The sequence below is a fragment of the Georgenia muralis genome (assembly GCF_003814705.1).
Classification (GTDB): domain Bacteria; phylum Actinomycetota; class Actinomycetes; order Actinomycetales; family Actinomycetaceae; genus Georgenia; species Georgenia muralis.
On record NZ_RKRA01000001.1, the window covers coordinates 1,136,236 to 1,156,444 of the forward strand.

The following is a 20,209-nucleotide window of genomic DNA, read 5'->3' on the forward strand; positions in this document are numbered from 1 at the left end:
GCAGGCGTCCGCGGGGCGGCCGTTACGGCCTCCGGCGGTACCGTGGGCCCAGCCCACCGGAAGGACCCCTCGTTGCTGCAGACGATCTCCCTCGTGGTCGTGGTCCTCGCCACGGTGGCCGGCGTGGCGCTCTTCGCCCGCGGCGCCTCGTCGATCGTGCGTCAGGTCCGGGTCGGTCGGCCCGCTCCCGGGCGACTGTCCCCGGCCGGCCGGCGGGCGCGGACCCTCGTGCGCGAGGTCCTCGGGCACGGCCACTTCCGCCAGCGCCCCGCCGTCCGGGCGGCGCACTGGCTGGTCATGGTCTCCTTCCCGCTGCTGTTCCTCACCCTCGTCACCGGCTACGGGCAGGTGGTCGACCCCGCGTTCGCGCTGCCGCTGCTGGGCCACCTCCCGCCCTGGGAGTGGCTGGTCGAGGCCTTCGCGTGGCTCGGCCTGGCCGGGATCGTCCTCCTGACCGGGGTGCGGCTGCGCCGGCGCCCGCGCGCAGGGGAGCCGCTGCCCGAGCGCCGGCGCTCGAGGTTCTTCGGCTCGACGCGGTGGCAGGCCTACTTCGTCGAGGCGGTCATCGCCGTCGTCGTCGTGTGCGTCCTGGCCCTGCGGGTGCTCGAGTACGCCTACTACGCCGGCGAGCCGGACCTGGCCCAGCTCGCGACGCCGCTGCACTTCCCCCTCACCGCGTGGCTGGGCGAGCCGCTGGTGGGGACGGGGCAGGCAGCGCTCGCCGACGCCATCACCGTCGTCTCGGCGGTGAAGATCGTCGTGTCCATGAGCTGGATGGTGGTCATCGGGCTGCAGCCGTCCATGGGGGTGGCGTGGCACCGGTTCCTCGCCGTCGTCAACGTCTACGCCCGGCGCGAGCCCGACGGCGGCCCGGCCCTGGGACCTGCGCAGCCCCTGCTCGTCGGCGGTGCCCCGCTCGACGTCGCCGCCCTGGACGACCTGCCGGAGGACGCCACGCTCGGCGTGGGGCACGTCGAGGAGTTCACCTGGAAGGGCCTGCTCGACTTCTCCACCTGCACCGAGTGCGGCCGCTGCCAGGACCAGTGCCCGGCCTGGAACACCGGCAAGCCCCTGTCCCCCAAGCTGTTCACCCTCGCCCTGCGCGACCACGCGAGCGCCGCCGCCCCGTTCCTGCGGGCCGCGGCGCCGGCCTCGGGACGTCCGGCCACGTCGGACGCCGCACCGACCGCGGCCTCCCCCGAGGAGATCGGTGCGGCTGCCCTCGCCGGCCGCGACGGCTTCCGGCCGCACTCCGGTGACGTCCTCGGCGCCCTCTCCGAGGCGGGCGCGACCGGTCCGGGCGGCGTCTCCGCCGTCCCGTCCGACCTCGTCCCGGACGTCATCGACCCCGACGTGCTGTGGGCCTGCACCACCTGCGGCGCCTGCGTGCACCAGTGCCCCGTGGACATCGAGCACGTGGACCACATCCTCGACCTGCGCCGTCACGAGGTTCTCATGGCGTCCGCCTTCCCGGCCGAGCTGGGCGGCATGTTCCGCAAGCTCGAGTCGAAGGGCAACCCGTGGGGGCTCGCGCCGCGCAAGCGGCTCGAGTGGGCCAAGGGCCTGCCGTTCGACGTCCCGGTCGTCGGCGCCGACGTCGAGAGCGCCGCCGAGGTGGACTACCTCTTCTGGGTGGGGTGCGCGGGCGCCTTCGAGGACAGGGCGCGCCGGACCACCCGGGCGGTCGCCGAGCTCCTCCACACGGCGGAGGTCAGCTTCGCCGTCCTCGGCGACAGCGAGACCTGCACCGGCGACCCCGCGCGGCGCTCGGGCAACGAGCTGCTGTTCCAGATGCTCGCCGCGCAGAACGTCGAGACCCTCGCCGAGGTCGGGGCCCGGCGCATCGTGGTGACCTGCGCGCACTGCTTCAACACCCTGGCCCGGGAGTACCCGCAGCTCGGCGGCCACTACGAGGTGGTCCACCACACCCAGCTCCTCGACCGGCTCGTGCGCGAGGGCCGGCTGACCCCGGTCGCACCGGCCGCGGGCGAGGCGAGCCGGACGGTGACCTACCACGACCCCTGCTACCTCGGCCGGCACAACCAGGTCTACGCGCCGCCACGCGAGCTGCTCGGCGCGGTCCCCGGCCTGTCGCTGACCGAGATGCCACGCTCGGGCGAGACGGCCATGTGCTGCGGCGGCGGTGGCGGACGCGTGTGGATGGAGGAGACCGTCGGCACGCGCATCTCCTCCGCGCGGGCGGGCGAGGCGGCGGCGACCGGCGCCACGGCGGTCGCGACCGCCTGCCCCTTCTGCACGACGATGCTCTCCGACGGTGCCGCCGCCAACGGCGACGACGTCGAGGTCCTCGACGTCGCACAGCTCCTGCTCGCGGCGGTTCGCCGGGGCGATCCAGCCCCCGCCGACTGACGGGGCTCACCGAGCCGGTGAGGTCCGGCCGCGCCACGCGCACCGCCGGAGCAACGCGCAGAGCCGGAGCAACGCGCAGAGCCGGAGCAACGCGCACGACCGGCGACGCGCACCGCCGCAACGCGCGAGCTGCGCCACGCCGCCGTACACCATGCGCCGGACCCATATCGCGCCAGAACCGCTTCGTACCTTGTTCACTTGGTGAAGTCTTTACTCGACTCGTCTCAGCGCCCCGGGAGTCCCACATCGGTTCCCCACGCCTGCGAGCGCGACATTTCGTTGGCAGACCGCCATTTCAGCCCTCAAACACGCACACTCAGGTTCTTGCGCGATGTCGCGTCACAGACGTTTCAGCGTGCGCGATCGGACGAACCGTCCAAGCATGGGAAGCAACGTCGCTGAAACCGAAGACGACGACCGTTGAAGGGACTGACCATGACGGACCAGTACGGCCGCCCCACGGAACCGCGCGACCCCCTCGGCAGCACCGGGATGCCCCCGGCGTACCCGCCGGCGCCTGCGGTCCCCGCGGCCACGACCACCTACGGCGAGACCACCGCCTACGGCACCGACGAGCCGGGCAAGAAGGACGCCGCCAAGCAGGAGGCGTCCGACGTCGCGCACCACGCCGGTCAGAGCGCCGGCGAGGTGAAGGACGTCGCCGCGGAGAAGACCCGCGAGACCGCCGACCAGGCGAAGGAGAAGGCCCAGGAGACGGCCGGCCAGGCGAAGGAGACGGCGCAGCAGACCGTCGCCGTCGCCAAGGACCAGGCGCGCCAGCTGTGGGACCAGAGCCGCGGAGAGCTCAGCCAGCAGGCCTCCGGCCAGCAGACGCGCCTGGCGAGCGGCCTCCGCTCCTTCTCCGGCGAGCTCACCGCCCTCGCCGACGGCAACGCCCAGACCGGGCTCGCCGCCGACCTCGCCCGCCAGGCCGGGGACTACCTCGAGAAGGCCGGACGCTGGTTCGAGGACCGCGAGCCCGAGGAGGTCCTCGCGGACGTCCAGTCGTACGCCCGTCGCCACCCGGGGACCTTCGTCGCGATCGCGGCGGGGCTGGGGCTGGTCGCCGGCCGCCTCGCGCGGAGCCTCAAGGACGCCGGGAACGACACCGACACCGGCGCCCGGCACGTGGTGACCCCGCGCAGCACCGAGGTCGACCCGCTCACCGGGGCCCGGGTCACCACCGACCCGTACACCTCCGAGACCACGACCGTCCCGGGCACCACCGCCGGGACGACCACGGAGTTCCCGGCGCACGGCACCCCGACGTCGGGGTCCACGAGCTCGACCTACGGGACGCCGAGCTACGGCTCGGGCGACCCGCTGGGGAGTGACGTCCGATGAGCACCGTCCCCGGACCCACGTCCGCCGTCCCCGCGAGCGACCCGGCGAACGCCTCCGTGGGCGAGATCATCGGCCGGGTGAGCGAGGACCTGTCCACGCTGATCCGCCAGGAGATGGCGCTCGCGAAGGCAGAGGCCGCGGAGTCGGCCAAGAAGGCCGGGAAGGGCGCCGGCCTGTTCGGCGGCGCGGGAGTCGCCGGGTACTTCGTCCTGCTGTTCCTCTCCCTGGCCCTGTGGTGGGGCCTGGGGGCACTGATCGGTGACGGCGGCGCCGAGCCCGCACTGGGCTGGTCCGGCCTGATCGTCGCCGTCCTCTGGGGGATCGTCGCCGCGGTCCTCGCCCTCCAGGGCAAGAAGAACGTCAAGCAGGTCGAGGGGCTCCCCCAGACGACCGACACGGTGAAGAAGATCCCGACCGCCCTCAAGGGACAGGAGCGATGATGACCAGCAACGACCCCGACCAGATCCGCGCCGATATCGAGCGGACCCGCGCCGACCTCTCGCAGAACGTCGACGCGCTCGGCGACAAGATGAGCCCCGGCCAGATCGCGCACCGCCAGGGCGAGAAGGTCAAGGACGCCGTCACCGGCGTCAAGGAGAAGGTCTTCGGCGCCGCCGACGACGCCTCCACCTCCGTCGGCGACCGGGCGAGCGGCCTGTCCGACAGCGCCCACCAGGTCGCCGGCTCCGCCAAGGCCGCCCCCGGGCAGGTCAAGGCCAAGGCCAAGGGCAACCCCCTCGCCGCCGGCGTCATCGCCTTCGGCGTAGGTCTGCTGGCCTCCTCGCTCATCCCCTCGACCCGCAAGGAGCGCGAGCTCGCCACGCAGGCCAAGGAGAGCGACGCCGTCCAGGGCGTCACCGAGGGGGCGAAGGGCCTGGCCAAGGAGATGGGCGAGAACCTCCGTGAGCCCGCCAAGGAGGCGGCCGAGCAGGTCAAGGGCACGGCCACCGAGGGCGCCCAGCAGGTCAAGGCGACCGCGACCGAGGGGGCCCAGGACGTCAAGGCCACCGCGACCGAGGGCGCCCAGCAGGTCAAGGGTGAGGCGGCCCACCAGAAGGACGCGGTGTCCGGCCATGCGCAGGACTCCGCCGGGACCGTCCGCGGGTACTGACCAGCACTCACCAGCACCGAGGCAGCACTGAGGAAGCACTGACCAGCTGACCAGCCTGACCGCACCACCGAAGGGGTCCCGGCCACCGGCCGGGACCCCTTCGGCGTGCCAGGGGCCACGCCCCGTCCGGTGCTCGCCAGGTCCGACTCACGCGTCCCGACAGCTCCACCCCGTCCGGCGCCCGCCCACTCAGCAGGTACCGGGTCGAGCCCGTGGTGACGAGCCCACTGACCCGACCCGCGAGGTACTCGCTCGGCCGTGCGCCACCGCGTCAGTCCCGACCGAGGTCCCCGGGTTCGACGAGGAAGCCGTCGTCGTCGCTGATCTCGCCGCCGGTGAGGGCGTGCAGCGCCAGGACGGTGCGCTCGATGAGGGCCCCGGCGCGAGCCCGCGCACGCCGCTGCCCGAGCGAGGGCCGGGCCGCGAACGCCTGCTCGGGGTGATGCGGACGCCACCGGACCTCGTAGGCGACGACACCGCCGTGCGCCCAGGGCGTCCCCCGCAGGACGACCGGCGGCTGCTGAAGGCCGCCCACCGCCACCTCGACGAGGTCCCCCTCGCCCAGGTGGGCGACGATGGCGTACCCCTCGAGCACCTGCAGACGCGCGAGCTCGTCGGGGATGTCGTCGAGCAGGGAGTGGACCTCCGGCAGGGTCTGGGTGAGCACCTGCAGGCAGACGTCGTGATCGAGCCAGACCGGCGCCAGCACGGTGAGGTCGACCGCGGCGTCGGCGTCGGGCACGACCACGGCGCCGGAGCCCGCCAGCCGCACCGCGCCACCGAGGCGCCGGGCGAAGGCGCGAAGGTGGCCCAGCGCCTCGGACTCGACCCCGTGCGGGACGCCCTCCGGGAAGGCGTCGAGCACCGGGTCGATCCCCCGCAGCTCCGGCGGCAGCGGTCCTCCGCGCTGCACCGGGCAGAGCAGGAGGTAGGCGTGGTCGGCCCAGGCAGGTAGGTCGAAGCCGCTGCGCAGGGCGCGGTCCAGACCCCAGGGACCGGTGAGCTGGACGCCGGCCTGGACGCGCAGCTGCGACGGCCCCGCCCAGCCGGCGTCCTCGTCCCGGGAGACGGCGAGCGCCTCGAGGTCGTCGGCGGTCACCTCCGCCGGCAGGACGAGGAGGTGGTGGGGGTCGGCGAGGCCGCGGTCGAGGGTGGGGCGGGCCGTCGTGTCGTCGGCCATCGGCTCAGCGCACCGGTGTGCGGTGGAAGTTCACGTGCGAGCGCGAGGCCGTCGGGCCGCGCTGGCCCTGGTACCGCGACCCGGTCGCGCCGGAGCCGTACGGGCGCTCCGCGGCCGAGGAGAGCTGGAAGAAGCAGAGCTGGCCGATCTTCATCCCCGGCCAGAGCATGATCGGCATGGTTGCCGTGTTCGACAGCTCCAGCGTCACGTGCCCGGTGAAGCCGGGGTCGATGAACCCGGCCGTGGAGTGGGTGAGCAGGCCCAGGCGTCCGAGGGAGGACTTGCCCTCGAGGCGGGCCGCGATGTCGTCCGGCAGGGTGACTCGCTCGTAGGTGGCGCCGAGGACGAACTCACCGGGGTGGAGCACCAGCGGGTCGTCCGGTCCGACGTCGACGAGACGGGTGAGGTCCGGCTGGTCCTGCGCCGGGTCGATGACCGGGTACCGGTGGTTGTCGAAGAGGCGGAAGTACTTGTCCAGACGCACGTCGATGCTGGCCGGCTGGATCATCTCGACGTCGTAGGGCTCGAGCGTCACCCGGCCGGCGTCGAGCTGGGTCCGGATGTCACGGTCGGAGAGCAGCACGCGTGCGATTGTGCCACCCGGCAGCGGCAGCCCGGCCGGCCCGCCGCCGGACACACCGCGGCGCCGGAGCCGGTTCGTCCCGGACGCCCGAGGTTGGGTATAGTGGCGGCGCGCTCAGGCGCACGCGGGTGTAGTTCAGTGGCAGAACTTCAGCTTCCCAAGCTGATAGCGCGGGTTCGATTCCCGTCACCCGCTCCGAACGCCGGCACCTCTCCTCCGGTCAGGAGCACCTCACAGCCTCCCGAAGCCTAGGGCGGGGCCAACGGTGCCGGGATGAGTAGCGAACGTGCCGGCCTGCTCGCCCACCTCGACACCGAACGAGATCATGTGCTGGCTGCCGTCGCGGGGCTCGGCGAGGACGACCTGACGCGAACGGTCATGCCATCCGGGTGGTCGATCGCTCAGATGCTCAACCACCTCACGTACGACGTCGAGATCTTCTGGGCCGGCGCGATCGTCGGCGGTGACACGGAGTGCATCGGCCTGGTCCAGGACGGCTGGAAGGCTCAGGTCACCACCGGTGCGGCAGCGGTGGAGCAGTACCGACGCCGGCGGGGCCGCAGGGACGCCGTGCTCGCCGAGGCGGATCTCGACGCCTCCCCCGCCTGGTGGCCCCCGAGGAGGTCTTCCCCGTCCCGCGCTTCGCCGACGCACGCGCCTGCGTGCTCAGGCTCCTGCTGGAGACGGCCACCACGCCGGCCACCTCGACATCGTCGGGGAGCAGATCGACGGTCGCCGGCACCTCGTGGTCGGGTAGGTGGAAGTCTCCACCGTCCCGGTGGCTCCAGACCGAGGTCTCGTGGCCGGCAGGGCCAGCTGAGCTGAGCCAGGGCTGTGGGAGGGTTTCTCCCGGCCGTGGCCCGACCTCGGTCGACCGCCGCCCGCCCCACCGCCCTCGGCCGACGGAGCCCGCCCATGACCCGCCACGTCATCCGCCTGGACACCCCCGCGCCCTCCTTCATCGACAGCTTCCTGCTCGGCGACGGGCGCCTGGGGGCCGCCCTGCGCGGCCGGCCGGGCACCGAGGAGATGGACCTCAACCTCGACACCCTGTGGTCCGGTGGGCCGGGTGAGCACGGTGCCGGCCCGCAGGACGCCGCGGCCCTGGCCGAACCGGGCGACGATGACGCCGGCGTGCCGGACGTCGAGGCGCCGGGCCCGGTCCTCCTCACCGAGATCCGGGCCGCGATCGCGGGCGGCGACCTGGCCCGCGCGGAGCAGCTGGCCCGCCGGAACCAGTCGGGCCGCTGGACCCAGGCGTACCAGCCGGTCGGCCGCCTCCGGTGGACGTACGCCACCGACGCGGACGGATCGTCCTACGCCCGCGAGCTGGACCTGCGCGACGGCGTCGCCCGCTCCACGCACGACGGCGTCACGGTCGAGACGTTCGTCTCCGCGCCGGCGGGGGTGCTCGTCTCCCGGGCGACCGGGGCCGGGGCTGACGGCGCGGGCACCGCCAACCCCGAGGGAGCCGTCGCAGCCGTCCTGGACACACCCCACCCCGTCCGCACGACGACCACCGTGGACGGCGCCGGACGGACGTGGACGGTGGTTACCGGACGCGCCCCCGCCACGTGCCTGCCGGGCTACGTCGACCTGGCCGAGCCCGTGGCCTACGCCGACGACCAGCCCGAAGCCGACGGGTCGGTCGCCGCCGGGATGGGCTTCGCGGTCGTCGCGGTCACCGAGGCGGTGCCGGGCGGCCGGCGCCTCGTCGTGGCCGGCGCCACGGGCTTCCGCGGCTGGGACCGGCGCCCCGGAGCCGACGTCGACGCCATCGCGCAGACGGCCCGCGACCAGGTGGCGGCGGCGCTCGAGTGCCGCACCGAGGACCTCCTCGCCGAGCACGTCGCGGACCGCCGTCGTCTCGTCGACCGCGTCGACCTCGACCTCTCGGCGTCGGGCGACGACGCAGCCGCGCACGAGCGCGCCTTCGACCTCGGGCGCCACCTCCTCGTGTCGAGCTCACGACCGGGAACCCAGGCGGCGAACCTCCAGGGCATCTGGAACGCCGACGCACGTCCGGCCTGGAGCGGGAACTACACGACCAACATCAACCTCGAGATGGCCTACTGGCCCGCGGAGCTCCTCGACCTCGCCGAGCTGCACACGCCGTTGCTCGACCTCGCCCGGGACCTCGCCGTCGCCGGCACGGCGACCGCCCGCCGTTGCTACGGCGCGCGCGGCGCCGCCGTCCACCACAACACCGACCTCTGGCGGTTCACCGAGCCCGTGGACGGCGAGCCGCAGTGGGCGGCGTGGCCGTCCGCGCTGTGGTGGCTGGCCCACCACCTCGTCGAGCATGTGGACTTCGCCGGCTCGGGCGCCGAGCGCGCCGGAAGGACCGTCGGTGCCGTGGCCGTGCTGCGAGCCGGTGCCGCGTTCGCGCTCGACATGCTCGTCGACGACGGGACGGGCACCCTGGTGGTCAGCCCCTCCACGTCGCCCGAGCACCGCTTCGTCCTCGACGGCGGCGCCGAGGTGGCCGTGGGTGCCGGCGCGGCGATGGACCAGGAGCTCGTCCGCGAGGTCCTCTCCTCCTACCTCGCCCTGGCCGGGGACGACCCTGGCGAGGCCGCGCTCGCCGCCGAGGCCCGGGCGGCCCTCCCGCGGCTGCGCGAGGTCGCGGTCGGGCGCGCCGGGGACCTGCTCGAGTGGGCGGACGAACGGCGCCCGGCCGAGCCCGGCCACCGGCACGTCTCGCACCTGTACGGGGCGTTCCCGGGCAGCCGGATCACCGCCACCCGGGAGCCGGCCCTGCTCGAGGCCGTCCGCCGGGCCCTGGCGCTCCGCCTGGCGAACGGCAGCGGGTACACGGGATGGAGCCAGGCGTGGATCCTCTGCCTGGCCGCGCGCCTGCGCGACACCGCGCTCGCGGAGCACTCGATCGACCTCCTCCTCCGGACGCTCACCTCGGCCTCCGGCCTCGACCTCCACCCGCACGAGGACTGGCCCGAGGGGCAGGTCTTCCAGATCGACGGGAACCTCGGCGTCGTCGCGGGGATGGTCGAGCTCATCGTGCAGAGCCACGACGGCGCCGTCAGCCTGCTCCCGGCGCTGCCCGACCGCTGGCCCGCCGGCCGGCTCACGGGAGTGCGCACCCGGGGCGGGCACCGGGTCGACGTGCGGTGGAGCGGCGGCCACCTCGACGCGGCGACCGTCACGGCGGGCGACGGGCCCCTGGTCCTGGAGGTGCCCGAGCGCCGGGGGCCGGCGGTGGTCGTCTGCGGGGGCGCCGCGGTGCCGACCACCGCCGTGGTCCCGGCGGCCCCCGGATGCTCCCGGCTGACCTTCCCCACGCGGCCGGGCGCCGTGCACTCCCTCTCGTTCCCGTCCCGGTAGTCCCCTGATGTGGGGATCGAAGGTCTCTTCCACCCCGACCACGGACGCCCTACCGTGGGGGTGAGAGATCGGGTGCGCGGTGCGGCCACCTGAGGGCGTGCAGGCCACCCCCTTCAGAGGTGTGTCATGGGCCGCTCCCCCGCAGGCCTGCGCAGGGTCCTTGCGACGGCGACGCTCGCGCTGGTCCTCGGCCCCGCGCTGGCCCAGCCGGGCGGCCCGGTGGACGCGGCCGCCGCCGCCGTCGTGAGCGAACAGGAGTCCGGCGCACCGGAAGAGACGACCCAGCCATCCCCGTCGGTGCCCGTGCCCACCGACGACGACCCGACCACGACGCTCCCGGACGAGTCCACCGCGCCCTCCGAGGAGCCGACCGCGCCGGTCGAAGAACCGACCAGCACCCCGACGGCCGACCCGACCGCCACACCCGAGGACCCGACCGCCACACCCGAGGACCCGACCGCCCCGCCGTCCGAGGAGCCCACTCCGACGGAGCCCCCACCCGAGCCGACCGCACCGGACGACCCGACACCGACGCCGACGCCGACGCCGACGCCGACGGCTGAGCCTGAGCCCGAGCCCGCAGTCGCGGCCACCCCCGAGGAGCCGGTCGCGGCCCTGGCCGACCTGCCCGACTCGCCGGACCCGTTCGGGCAGATCGACTCCGTCACCGTCGGCCCCGAGCGGGTGAGCGCCACCGGGTGGGCGATCGACGCCGACACCACCGGCCCGATCATCGTCCAGATGTACGTCGACTACGCCGCGAACACCGCGACCTGGGCAGACGACACCCGCCCCGACGTCGCCGTCGTCTATCCCACCGCAGGCCCCGACCACGGCTACACGCTCACCATGGCGACGCCTGCCGGCAGCCACACCATCTGTGTCTATGCGGTCAACATCGGCCCCGGCGCGAGCACCTCGCTGGGGTGCCGCCGGGTGAGCGTCCCGGCCCACGACCCGTTCGGCACGATCGACGCCGTCCGCGTCGGCCCGGAGCAGGTCACCGCCACCGGGTGGGCGGTCGACGCCGACACCACCGGCCCGATCATCGTGCAGATGTACGTCGACTACGCCGCGAACACCGCGACATGGGCCGACGACCCCCGCCCGGACGTCGCCCGCGTCTACCCCTGGGCCGGCCCGAACCACGGCTGGACCATGACGATGGCCGCGGCACCGGGCACCCACACGGTGTGCGTCTACGCCGTCGACACCGGCGCGGGCGAGAGCCGGTCGCTGGGCTGCCGGAAGGTCACGGTCCCCGGTCACGACCCCTTCGGCCAGATCGACTCGGTGGTCGTCGGCGCCGACCGGGTCACGCTCTCGGGCTGGGCGATCGACGCCGACACCACCGGCCCGATCATCGTGCAGATGTACGTCGACTACGCCGCGAACACCGCGACATGGGCCGACGCCCCCCGCCCGGACGTCGCCCGGGTCTACCCGTGGGCCGGGCCGGACCACGGCTGGACGCTGTCCATGCCGGTCGCGACGGGCACCCACACCGTGTGCGTGTACGCCGTCGACACCGGCCCCGGCGAGAGCCGGTCCCTGGGCTGCCGGGTGGTCCGGCTCGCGCCCGACTGCGACGTGCTGCGGTGCATCGCGCTGACCTTCGACGACGGCCCGGGCGCCTCCACCAACCGGCTCCTCGACGTCCTCACCGGCGCCGGCGCCCGAGCCACCTTCTTCCTGGTCGGCAGCCGGGTCGACAGCTACGCCACGGTGGTGCGCCGGATGGCCTCGACCGGCATGGAGGTCGCCAACCACTCGTGGAGCCACCCGGACCTCACCACGCTCACCGCCCCGGCGATCAGCTCGCAGCTGTCGACGACGTCGACGAAGATCTCCTCCGTCACCGGCCGGCGCCCGACCCTGATGCGACCGCCCTACGGCGCGCGCAACGCCACGACCGACTCGATCTCGGGCCAGCTCGGAATGGCGGTCATCCTCTGGAGCATCGACACCCTCGACTGGCGGTACCTCGACTCGGCGCGGCTGCGCTCGGTCGTCGCGGCGAACGCCACGCCGGGGGCCATCGTGCTCATGCACGACATCCACGCGACCACCGTCGACGCCGTCCCCGGGATCATCTCCGACCTGCGCAGCCGCGGGTACACCCTCGTCACCGTCTCCGAGCTCATCGGCAGCCCCGCACCCGGGGTGGTGTACTCCCGGCAGCCGTAGCCCCACCGGTCGCGGGCGGTCGCCCGGTCGCCGGGCGCTCGCTCAGGCGCACGTCGCGCAGGCGGCGTCCCACGTGACCCGCCGCCCACGCGCGGCCCGGACGGTTCGGCCGAGGGCGGCCGACGCCGCGGCCCACCGAGACCGCCGCCGCACCGGTGCGCCGCCGTCCGGCCACGAGACGTCCGCCCACCCGACGTCGCGTCCCGCGCGGCCCCTCATGACGCCCGCGGCGACCAGCTCCACCTCGTGCAGCCGGTGCAGGGCCGTCCAGTCCATCAGTCCTCCTCGATCCGGCGCGGCTTGCGGGCCCGCACGATCGCGGCGTGCATGCCCGGTGCCGCCTCGTGGGTGAAGGTGACCGCGACGTCGGTGAAGCCGGCCGCGGCCAGCCCCTCGGCGTACTCGGTCCGCGAGAGCGCACCGGCGATGCACCCGACGTGACTGCCCCGCTCGGCCCGCTGGGTGGGGGTGAGGTGGTCCTCGGCGACGACGTCGCTGATCCCGACCCGGCCGCCGGCGGCGAGCACACGGAACATCTCGGCGAGCACTGCCGGCTTGTCGGCGGAGAGGTTGACCACGCAGTTCGAGACGACGACGTCGACGGCGCCGTCGGGCAGGGGCACCTGCTCGATGGTCCCGCGGAGGAACTCCACGTTCGCGGCACCCGCCCTGGCCGCGTTCGCCCGGGCGAGGTCGAGCATCTCCTCGGTCATGTCGACGCCGTAGGCGAAGCCCGTCGGCCCCACCCGGCGCGCCGAGAGCAGGACGTCGATCCCGCCGCCGGAGCCGAGGTCGAGCACCCGCTCCCCCGGGTGCAGGTCGGCGACCGCGACGGGGTTCCCGCAGCCGAGCGACGCGAGGGACGCCTCCACGGGGAGCAGCTCGAGCTCGGCCCGCGGGTAGAGCACCGCACCGAAGGCGGGGTCATCCTCGACCGGCGCGCCGCACCCGCCGGAGCCGCAGCAACCGCCCTCGGCGCCGTCCTGCGGACCGCAGCACCCTGCCCGGCCGACCGAGACGGCCGCCGCGGCGTAGTGCGCCCGGACCTGCTCCCGGAGCTCCTCCGCTCCCGTGGTCCCCTGCTGTTCCATGGCGGTCCTTCCATTGACGCATCTCGATGTCCTGGACTCTGGCACTGCTATCGACGCCTGTCAATATCGACCGCCGTCGATGCTGGTTGTACGCTGGGGAGTCATGAGCACCCCCGACGCCACGCCCTGCTGCGCGCCCCTGACCCGGGAGACGATCAGCGCCGACGACGCGGCCACGCTCGCGGTCCGGCTCAAGGCGATCGCCGAGCCCACGCGCCTGCGGCTGCTGTCCCTCATCGCCGCCGGCGACGGCGGGGAGATGTGCGTCTGCGACCTCACGGGGCCGGTAGGCCTGAGCCAGCCCACGGTCTCCCACCACCTCAAGGTCCTGGTGGACGCGGGGGTCCTCACCCGGGAGAAGCGCGGGGTCAACATGTTCTACACCGTCGTCCCCTCGGCGCTCGACTCCCTGGCGGTGGTCCTGACCACGTCCGCCGCGGCGCCGTCCCCGGCCGGCGCCTGACCGGCGGGCCGCAGGTCCCGGACCGGCTGCGCCACCCCGCCCGTCAGCGCCTGACCAGCTCCTCGCCCTCGGCGCCCGGGCTGGCCGGGCGCCGCCGACGGGCGAGCCGGCGCCAGAACCAGCCCGAGGGCACCTCGCGGCCGTGGACGACGTACTCGCGGGTGGCCTCGTCCACGGCGATGTTCTCCAGGTCCTGACGCGCCCCGGCCCGCCCGGCCAGGAGCAGCGAGTCGCCCGGCGCGAGGACGAAGTCGTCGTCCGGCGTGCAGACGTCCCGCGCCCCGCGCACGACCATCAGCGCCACCGCGGCGAGCGGGTGGTCGCGGTCGCGCGGGTCCCGGAGGAGGTCGCCCAGGCGCGCCTCACCGCTGCTCAGCCAGGGCAGCAGCGACGGCGCGGCGGCGAGGTCGAGCTGCCAGATCGTCAGGGCGCGGCGTCCGCCGCGCGCGACCAGCCGGGCGAGGAGCCGCTCGGCCCAGGCGTCTCCGCGCGCGGGGATCTGCTGGAGGAACCGCAGCAGCACGTCGCTGCCGAGGTGGGCGAGGACCTCGTGCGCGGTGACCTCGGGCGGGACCAGCACGAGGTCGATCGCGGCGGCGTCGAACAGCGCCTCGTCGGGCCGGCGGTTCTGCCGGGCGACGACGAAGACGCCCGGGTGGGCGCGGCGCGCGGCCGCGACCAGGGCGAGGTTGGCGACGTCGTCGTCGTTGGCGGCGATGACCCCGGCGGCCGTGGCGACGTCGGCCGCGGCCATCATCTCGGCCTCCGTGCCGTCCACGACCTGGACGTCCAGGTCCGGGCTCGTCGTCGTCCCCGCGTCGACGACCGTGACCTCCACCCCGCTCGCCCGCAGGTCCGCGGTCACCTCCTGACCGAACCGCCCGTACCCGCAGACCACCCACCGTCCCGGCCGCAGCGGTGCCCGGCGCGGCGGCATGGGCTCGCCCGGCAGGGACGTCAGCCACTGGCGCAGCTGGTACGACGCCGGGGCCTGCACCGCGAGACGGAGGTGGTCCCCGAAGGCGTCGAACGGGTTGATGACCGTCGCACCGAAGGCGCGCATGCGCTCGGCCGAGCGGGCGGTGAAGGCCCGCGCGACCACCGGGACCCCCGGGCGCAGGATGCTCGCGGCCATCGTCACCGCCAGGTTCGCCTCGTCGTCGTCGGTGAGCGCGAGGACCCCCACGCACCGGGTGTGGCCGAGCCCGGCCGCGAGGAGGTTCCCGGGGTCGGCCGGGTCGGCCGCCAGCCCCGGGACGTCGGAGTGGTACGCGTCGCGGTCGAGGTCGGCGATGCGCTCGCTCGAGGTGTCCAGGACGACGAAGCGCCTGCCGAGGACGTCGAGGGAGTCGCCGAGGAGCTGGCCGGTCTGGCCGTGCCCGGCCACGAGGAGGAACGGCTCGCCCATCCGCCGGACCTTGCGCACGAACCGCTGGGTGGTCAGCGCGTGGCGGAAGTCGCGGTCCTGGAGCAGGCCGAACAGGGTGCCGAGCGCGTACGCCCAGCCGACGACGGACAGGTAGATCACGACCGTCACCCAGGCCCGCTGCGCCTCGGTGAACGGGTGCGGGATCTCGCCGAAGCCGATCGTCGTGGCGGTGTAGCTCATGACGTAGAACGCGTCGAGCAGGCCCATCCGGTACGGGTCGCCGTCGTCGTCGAGGCCCGGGATGACCATGAGCCCGAGGACGCTCACCGCGAAGATCGTGATGAGCACGATGAGCGGGGCCCGCATGCGGCGCAGGACGAGGAAGACCGTCGCGCTGGCCTGCGCGGCGGTGGGCATCTGCTGCTCCTGCGGCACCGGCCCGGCCGGGACGATCTCCCGGCCGAAGAGGCGGTACCAGAACAGCAGGAGCGGGTTGCCCACGGCGGTGCCTTAGCGGCGGTGGAACGAGACGGTCTCGACGAGGAGCAGCGTGATGGAGACGAGGTTCGCCAGCAGCGCACCCCCCGAGAGGGAGACGACCGAGGAGATGGCCTCGACGCTCAGCGGGCCGTCGGTCACCGAGGAGGCGTAGGCCCACACGGCGGCCGCCGCGATGAGCTGGAGGTCGGCCACGAGGCTGGTGGCGAGGTGGACGGCACCGATCTGCGTGCGGTCACCGAACTTCAGCACCGTGGCGACGAGGTTGACCACCACCGCCGCGAAGAGCTCGTAGACGTTGTGGAGCGCCGGGTCGTCGATGGGGCCGATGAAGAACCCGAAGTTCAGCGTGGCCGCGAGGACGACGAAGAACCCGAAGATGACCTTCTCGAGGTTCATCGGCCGCTCCGTCCGTCAGCGACGCCGTCGTGGGACAGCGTAGCGACGCCGGTGCTGGCGGCACCGGGGAACGGGAGTGCGCCCGTCGGGTCAGACGGCGTCGGTGGCGACGTCGTCCTCGGGGACGTCGTGGGCGGGGACCTCGTCGGCCGGGACGTCGTCGGCGGACAAGGTGCCGTCACCGGCCTCCGGCCCGCCCGGGAAGCCCGGGTCGTGGTCGAGGACCTCGACGACGTCGCCCATGGCGGTGACCTCGAGCAGGAAGACGACGACGTCGGGCGGCTGGATGAGCCGGGGCCGCGCGGACGAGCGGTAGGCGAGCCGGCTGAACGCGGCGAGCGCCGAGGAGTCCATGAAGGTGAGGTTGCGCATGTCGACGTCGACCGGCAGGTCCAGCGCGAGGACCGAGCGCACCGCCTCGCGCAGCTCGCGGTTGTGACTGATGTCGAGCTCGCCGGCCAGCACCAGCCTCGTCCGGGTGGGGGACGTGAGCACCGCTACGGATCCTCGGTCACCGACCGGCAGGGTTTCGGGCATGGTCACCTCTCGCGGGGTCCCCGGCCCGTCCGGACCGGAGGTCATCAGTCATACACCGTAAACCCGGACCTGACCAGCGTCGAACCGGACAGGTCACCAGCCGGAGAGCAGCCGCACCGGGGCCAGCGCCCACCAGCTCGCCCCGGCGAGGACGACGACGAAGCTCAGCACCCACAGCGCGGCCGGGACGCGGGTGAGCCGGGCGAGGACGGCGGGGTCGGAGCCGCGGCCGGCGTGGAGGACGGCACCGACGTGCCGCCAGGCCCCCAGCAGGAGGAACAGGCCCAGGCCCGCGAGCGCCTGGGCCCGCAGGAGCGGGTCGCCCCACCACCACAGCGACGCGGTCGCGAGCACCAGCGCCACCACGACGACGGAGGTGTAGAGCGACCGGACCCGCACGAGCGCGGCGAGCAGCACCGCCGTCGTCGCCGCGAGGACCGGTCCGGCCCAGCCGGCCGTGGCGAGGTGGAGGGCGACGGCGCCCACCACGGCGGGCGCCGGGTACCCGGCCCACGTCGACAGGACGAGGCCGCCGCCGCGGGCCCGCCCGACCGTCACCGCGTGCCCGGACATGTCCGCGCGCAGCACCAGGCCGGTGAACCGCCGGCCGACGGCGACGCCGACCAGGCCGTGCCCGAGCTCGTGGACCACCGTGACGAGCACGCGGGAGGCTCGCCACAGCGGCGGCACGACGAGGGCGGCGACGCCGACCGCGAGCACGACCAGCCCGCTCGTCGCCCCGTCCGGGACGGGTGCGACCGGCTGGAGCCTCGCCCACGCCTGCTCCCACCACGACTCCACCGGCCCATCCTCCCCTGCACCGGCCCATCCCCCGCACCGGCCCGGGCGCCACCGCCCCGGACGGGAGGGGCGCCGGCGGCTCCCGGGAGGCGGAGCCGCCTCCGCCGCGATACACACAGGGGGTGACGACCTACGGATTCCACGCCTCCCACGAGCAGATCTCCCCCAGCCGGCTCCTCGCGGACGTCCGCACCGCCGAGCAGGCCGGGTTCGACATGGCGATGTCCTCGGACCACTTCTCCCCGTGGAGCGAGCGCCAGGGCCACTCGGGCTTCACGCTGTCCTGGCTGGGCGCCGCCCTGGCGACCACGTCGCTGCGGATCGGCTCGGTCAACGCCCCCGGACAGCGCTACCACCCGGCGATCGTCGCGCAGGCCACGGCGACCCTGGGGGAGATGTTCCCCGGGCGCTACTGGGTGGCGCTGGGCTCGGGGCAGGCGATGAACGAGCACGTCACCGGCGACCCCTGGCCCACGAAGGACGTTCGCCAGCGTCGCCTCGAGGAGTGCGTCGACGTCATCCGGCGTCTGCACGCCGGTCACGAGGTCACCCACGACGGGCTCGTCACGGTCGACCGGGCCCGGCTCTACGACCTCCCCACGACCCCGGTCCCCCTGCTCGCGACCGCGATCACGCCGCCGACGGCCGCCCGGGCGGCGACCTGGGCGGACGGGATGATCACCATCAACCAGCCCCACGACAAGCTCCGCGCCGTCGTGGACGCCTACCGCGACGGGGGCGGCAAGGGTCCCCTCGCGCTGCAGGTCCACCTCTCCTGGGCCCCGGACGAGGCGGAGGCGGAGGCGATCGCCCACGACCAGTGGCGCTCGAACGTCTTCGACGCACCGCTGAGCCTGGACCTGCCCACCGCCGAGCACTTCGACGTCGCCAGCCGCGACGTCACGGTGGACACCGTCCGCGGGGCGGTGCGGATCTCGGCGGACCCCGCCCAGCACGTGGGGTGGATCCACGAGTACACCGAGCTCGGCTTCGACCAGATCTACCTGCACTTCGTGGGCCAGGACCAGGCGCGCTGGCTGGACGTCGCCGGGTCGACGGTGCTGCCCGCCCTCAAGGAGGCCTGAGACATGCGCATCACCGACACCTCCGACCTCTGGTACAAGAACGCGGTCATCTACTGCCTCGACGTGGAGACGTTCTTCGACTCCGACGGCGACGGCGTGGGCGACTTCGAGGGGCTCGCGCAGCGCGTGGACTACCTCGCCGAGATCGGCGTGACCTGCCTGTGGCTCATGCCCTTCTACCCCTCCCCCAACCTCGACGACGGTTACGACGTCGCCGACTTCTTCGGGGTGGAGACCCGCTTCGGCGACCACGGCGACCTCGTCGAGCTCATCCGTACCGCGAAGGACCGCGGGATGCGGGTGATCGCCGACCTGCTCGTCAACCACACCTCCGACCAGCACCCGTGGTTCGTCGAGTCCCGCAAGAGCAAGGACAACCCCTACCGGGACTTCTACGTCTGGCGCTCCGACCCGCCGCCGGACACCAGCGCCGAGGTCGTCTTCCCCGACGAGGAGGACTCGATCTGGGAGAAGGACGAGGCGACCGGCGAGTGGTACCTCCACCACTTCTACAAGCACCAGCCCGACCTCAACATCGCCAACCCGCTCGTCCAGGACGCCATCGCCAAGGTCATGGGCTTCTGGCTCGAGCTGGGCCTGGACGGCTTCCGGGTCGACGCCGTGCCCTTCTTCCTCAACGACCTGGGCATGTCCGAGCGGGACAAGCAGGACTTCTCCGAGCCTCACGAGTACCTCCGGGCCCTGCGCCAGTTCCTCCAGCGCCGCAGCGGCGACGGCATCCTCCTGGGCGAGGTCAACGTGCCGTTCAAGGACCAGGTCGAGTTCTTCGGTGGCAAGGACGGCGACGAGCTGACGATGATGTTCGACTTCGTCGGCATGCAGGCCATCTACCTCTCCCTCGCCCGCCACGACGCCCGCCCCCTGGCCGAGGCTCTCAAGGACCGTCCGGTGGGGACGATCTCCCCCGACTCCCAGTACGCCAACTTCCTGCGCAACCACGACGAGCTGACCCTGGACAAGCTCAACGAGACCGAGCGCCAGGAGGTCTTCGCGGCGTTCGGTCCCGAGCCGGAGATGCAGCTCTACGGCCGGGGCCTCAAGCGGCGGGTGCCGCCGATGCTGGGCGGGGACCCGCGCCGGATCAAGATGGCCTACTCCCTCCTCTTCGCCCTGCCCGGCACCCCGGTGCTCTTCTACGGCGAGGAGATCGGGATGGGCGAGAACCTCGACCGGCCCGGCCGCCTCGCGGTGCGCACGCCGATGCAGTGGGCCAACGACCCCACCGGCGGGTTCTCGACGGCGGACCCGGCCGACCTCATCGCCCCGGTGGTGAGCGGCTCGTACGGACCCGAGCACGTCAACGTCGCCGACGCCCGGCGCGACCCGGAGTCCCTCCTCACCCACGTCTCCGCCATGGCGCGGCGCTACCGCGAGTGCCCCGAGCTCGGCTGGGGCACCTACGAGGTCCTCGACCAGCCCCACACGTCGGTGCTCGCCCACCGCACGTCGTGGGACACCGCGTCCATGGTCCTGCTGCACAACTTCGGGCCCGACGCCCTCACGGTGCCGCTCACGCTGGAGGAGGAGCCCGGCACCGAGCTCGTCGACCTGCTGCAGGAGGGCGTGTGCACCGTCGGCGAGGACGGCGGTCTCGAGCTGGCGCTGGACGGGTACGGCTACCGGTGGCTGCGCGTGCAGCACCCCGGCGAGCGGCGCCTGGTCTAGGTTCGCCGGCCCGCCGTCCCCGCCTGCCTGCACGCCCCCCGTCGCCCACCTAGGGGTGATCCCCCACCCCGGGTGGAGGGATCTCATCCTCGCGGGCGATGCGGGCACCGCGCGCACCCCACCATGCTGGGTCCGAGCCGCTGCAAGAGACGGCCGGCACGGC

18 protein-coding genes and 1 tRNA gene are annotated in these 20,209 nt (G+C 73.9%); 11 read left to right on the forward strand and 8 right to left on the reverse strand.

Going from position 1 to position 20,209, the window contains the following annotated elements:
• Positions 1-72 precede the first annotated feature (72 nt).
• From EDD32_RS04945 to EDD32_RS04960, 4 genes are all read left to right on the forward strand, one after another.
• On the forward strand, positions 73-2,370 hold the full coding sequence (locus EDD32_RS04945; protein WP_246005981.1) for a (Fe-S)-binding protein: 2,298 nt from the start codon (positions 73-75) through the stop codon (positions 2,368-2,370).
• Positions 2,371-2,805: 435 nt separating this feature from the next.
• The gene (locus EDD32_RS04950; protein ID WP_123915303.1) at positions 2,806-3,714 is read left to right on the forward strand and encodes a hypothetical protein; all 909 of its coding nucleotides are present in this window, start codon (positions 2,806-2,808) and stop codon (positions 3,712-3,714) included.
• Entirely contained in the window at positions 3,711-4,154 is a 444-nt protein-coding gene (locus EDD32_RS04955) for a phage holin family protein (protein ID WP_123915305.1), read from the forward strand. The genes EDD32_RS04950 and EDD32_RS04955 overlap by 4 nt, the downstream gene beginning before the upstream one ends.
• A complete protein-coding gene (locus EDD32_RS04960; protein WP_123915307.1) occupies positions 4,154-4,825 on the forward strand; it encodes a DUF3618 domain-containing protein in 672 nt (223 codons plus the stop codon). The genes EDD32_RS04955 and EDD32_RS04960 overlap by 1 nt, the downstream gene beginning before the upstream one ends.
• A gap of 271 nt (positions 4,826-5,096) precedes the next feature.
• Here EDD32_RS04960 and EDD32_RS18760 read toward each other — a convergent pair whose 3' ends face one another.
• Both EDD32_RS18760 and dcd read right to left on the reverse strand, forming a co-directional pair.
• On the reverse strand, positions 5,097-6,005 hold the full coding sequence (locus EDD32_RS18760) for a hypothetical protein (RefSeq protein ID WP_170175216.1): 909 nt from the start codon (positions 6,003-6,005) through the stop codon (positions 5,097-5,099).
• A gap of 4 nt (positions 6,006-6,009) precedes the next feature.
• Positions 6,010-6,588 (reverse strand): dCTP deaminase, encoded by a 579-nt coding sequence (dcd, locus tag EDD32_RS04970; RefSeq protein WP_123915310.1) that lies wholly within the window; start codon positions 6,586-6,588, stop codon positions 6,010-6,012.
• Between the two features lie 124 nt (positions 6,589-6,712).
• Here dcd and EDD32_RS04975 point away from each other — a divergent pair.
• The 4 genes from EDD32_RS04975 (at position 6,713) to EDD32_RS19070 (ending at position 12,117) form a co-directional block, all read left to right on the forward strand.
• A tRNA-Gly gene (locus EDD32_RS04975) sits at positions 6,713-6,783 on the forward strand.
• Positions 6,784-6,861: 78 nt separating this feature from the next.
• Positions 6,862-7,413: a mycothiol transferase gene (locus EDD32_RS19990; RefSeq protein ID WP_123915313.1), complete on the forward strand. Its 552-nt coding sequence runs from the start codon at positions 6,862-6,864 to the stop codon at positions 7,411-7,413.
• Between the two features lie 90 nt (positions 7,414-7,503).
• Complete coding sequence (locus tag EDD32_RS04985) at positions 7,504-9,930, forward strand: glycosyl hydrolase family 95 catalytic domain-containing protein (RefSeq protein WP_123915316.1); 2,427 nt, start codon at positions 7,504-7,506, stop codon at positions 9,928-9,930.
• 126 nt (positions 9,931-10,056) lie between these two features.
• The gene (locus EDD32_RS19070) at positions 10,057-12,117 is read left to right on the forward strand and encodes a polysaccharide deacetylase family protein (protein ID WP_211338725.1); all 2,061 of its coding nucleotides are present in this window, start codon (positions 10,057-10,059) and stop codon (positions 12,115-12,117) included.
• Positions 12,118-12,159: 42 nt separating this feature from the next.
• Here EDD32_RS19070 and EDD32_RS04995 read toward each other — a convergent pair whose 3' ends face one another.
• On the reverse strand, positions 12,160-12,393 hold the full coding sequence (locus EDD32_RS04995) for a hypothetical protein (protein ID WP_123915319.1): 234 nt from the start codon (positions 12,391-12,393) through the stop codon (positions 12,160-12,162).
• Positions 12,393-13,208 carry an arsenite methyltransferase gene (arsM, locus tag EDD32_RS05000; RefSeq protein ID WP_123915322.1) on the reverse strand — a complete coding sequence of 272 codons (816 nt, stop codon included), beginning with the start codon at positions 13,206-13,208 and terminating at the stop codon, positions 12,393-12,395. Before arsM ends, EDD32_RS04995 begins: the two co-directional genes overlap by 1 nt.
• Before the next feature lie 103 nt (positions 13,209-13,311).
• On the opposite strand from arsM, the gene EDD32_RS05005 reads away from it, so the two are divergent.
• On the forward strand, positions 13,312-13,671 hold the full coding sequence (locus tag EDD32_RS05005) for an ArsR/SmtB family transcription factor (protein ID WP_123915325.1): 360 nt from the start codon (positions 13,312-13,314) through the stop codon (positions 13,669-13,671).
• Positions 13,672-13,714: 43 nt separating this feature from the next.
• On the opposite strand, the gene EDD32_RS05010 is transcribed toward EDD32_RS05005, so the two are convergent.
• The 4 genes from EDD32_RS05010 to EDD32_RS05025 all read right to left on the reverse strand — a co-directional run bounded on the left by EDD32_RS05010 (position 13,715) and on the right by EDD32_RS05025 (position 17,275).
• On the reverse strand, positions 13,715-15,541 hold the full coding sequence (locus tag EDD32_RS05010; RefSeq protein WP_211338727.1) for an NAD-binding protein: 1,827 nt from the start codon (positions 15,539-15,541) through the stop codon (positions 13,715-13,717).
• 9 nt (positions 15,542-15,550) lie between these two features.
• Positions 15,551-15,937, reverse strand: a complete 387-nt coding sequence (locus tag EDD32_RS05015; protein WP_123915328.1) for a DUF6394 family protein — start codon at positions 15,935-15,937, stop codon at positions 15,551-15,553.
• Between the two features lie 90 nt (positions 15,938-16,027).
• Positions 16,028-16,432, reverse strand: a complete 405-nt coding sequence (locus EDD32_RS05020; protein ID WP_246005982.1) for an STAS domain-containing protein — start codon at positions 16,430-16,432, stop codon at positions 16,028-16,030.
• A gap of 135 nt (positions 16,433-16,567) precedes the next feature.
• Complete coding sequence (locus tag EDD32_RS05025) at positions 16,568-17,275, reverse strand: M50 family metallopeptidase (protein ID WP_123915334.1); 708 nt, start codon at positions 17,273-17,275, stop codon at positions 16,568-16,570.
• Positions 17,276-17,397: 122 nt separating this feature from the next.
• Here EDD32_RS05025 and EDD32_RS05030 point away from each other — a divergent pair, with 122 nt between their 5' ends.
• Positions 17,398-18,360, forward strand: a complete 963-nt coding sequence (locus tag EDD32_RS05030; protein WP_123915336.1) for a TIGR03885 family FMN-dependent LLM class oxidoreductase — start codon at positions 17,398-17,400, stop codon at positions 18,358-18,360.
• Between the two features lie 3 nt (positions 18,361-18,363).
• Entirely contained in the window at positions 18,364-20,046 is a 1,683-nt protein-coding gene (locus tag EDD32_RS05035) for an alpha-amylase family protein (protein WP_123915339.1), read from the forward strand.
• Positions 20,047-20,209 lie beyond the last annotated feature (163 nt).

Bases quoted from the DNA above. Each gene is read 5' to 3' on its own strand.
- EDD32_RS04960 (WP_123915307.1), top strand. From the start codon at position 4,154: ATGACCAGCAACGACCCCGACCAGATCCGCGCCGATATCGAGCGGACC.
- EDD32_RS19990 (WP_123915313.1), top strand. From the start codon at position 6,862: ATGAGTAGCGAACGTGCCGGCCTGCTCGCCCACCTCGACACCGAACGA.
- EDD32_RS19070 (WP_211338725.1), top strand. From the start codon at position 10,057: ATGGGCCGCTCCCCCGCAGGCCTGCGCAGGGTCCTTGCGACGGCGACG.
- EDD32_RS04995 (WP_123915319.1), bottom strand. From the start codon at position 12,393: ATGGACTGGACGGCCCTGCACCGGCTGCACGAGGTGGAGCTGGTCGCC.
- EDD32_RS18760 (WP_170175216.1), bottom strand. From the start codon at position 6,005: ATGGCCGACGACACGACGGCCCGCCCCACCCTCGACCGCGGCCTCGCC.
- arsM (WP_123915322.1), bottom strand. From the start codon at position 13,208: ATGGAACAGCAGGGGACCACGGGAGCGGAGGAGCTCCGGGAGCAGGTC.
- EDD32_RS04985 (WP_123915316.1), top strand. From the start codon at position 7,504: ATGACCCGCCACGTCATCCGCCTGGACACCCCCGCGCCCTCCTTCATC.
- EDD32_RS05015 (WP_123915328.1), bottom strand. From the start codon at position 15,937: ATGAACCTCGAGAAGGTCATCTTCGGGTTCTTCGTCGTCCTCGCGGCC.
- EDD32_RS05035 (WP_123915339.1), top strand. From the start codon at position 18,364: ATGCGCATCACCGACACCTCCGACCTCTGGTACAAGAACGCGGTCATC.
- EDD32_RS05005 (WP_123915325.1), top strand. From the start codon at position 13,312: ATGAGCACCCCCGACGCCACGCCCTGCTGCGCGCCCCTGACCCGGGAG.
- EDD32_RS04950 (WP_123915303.1), top strand. From the start codon at position 2,806: ATGACGGACCAGTACGGCCGCCCCACGGAACCGCGCGACCCCCTCGGC.
- EDD32_RS04955 (WP_123915305.1), top strand. From the start codon at position 3,711: ATGAGCACCGTCCCCGGACCCACGTCCGCCGTCCCCGCGAGCGACCCG.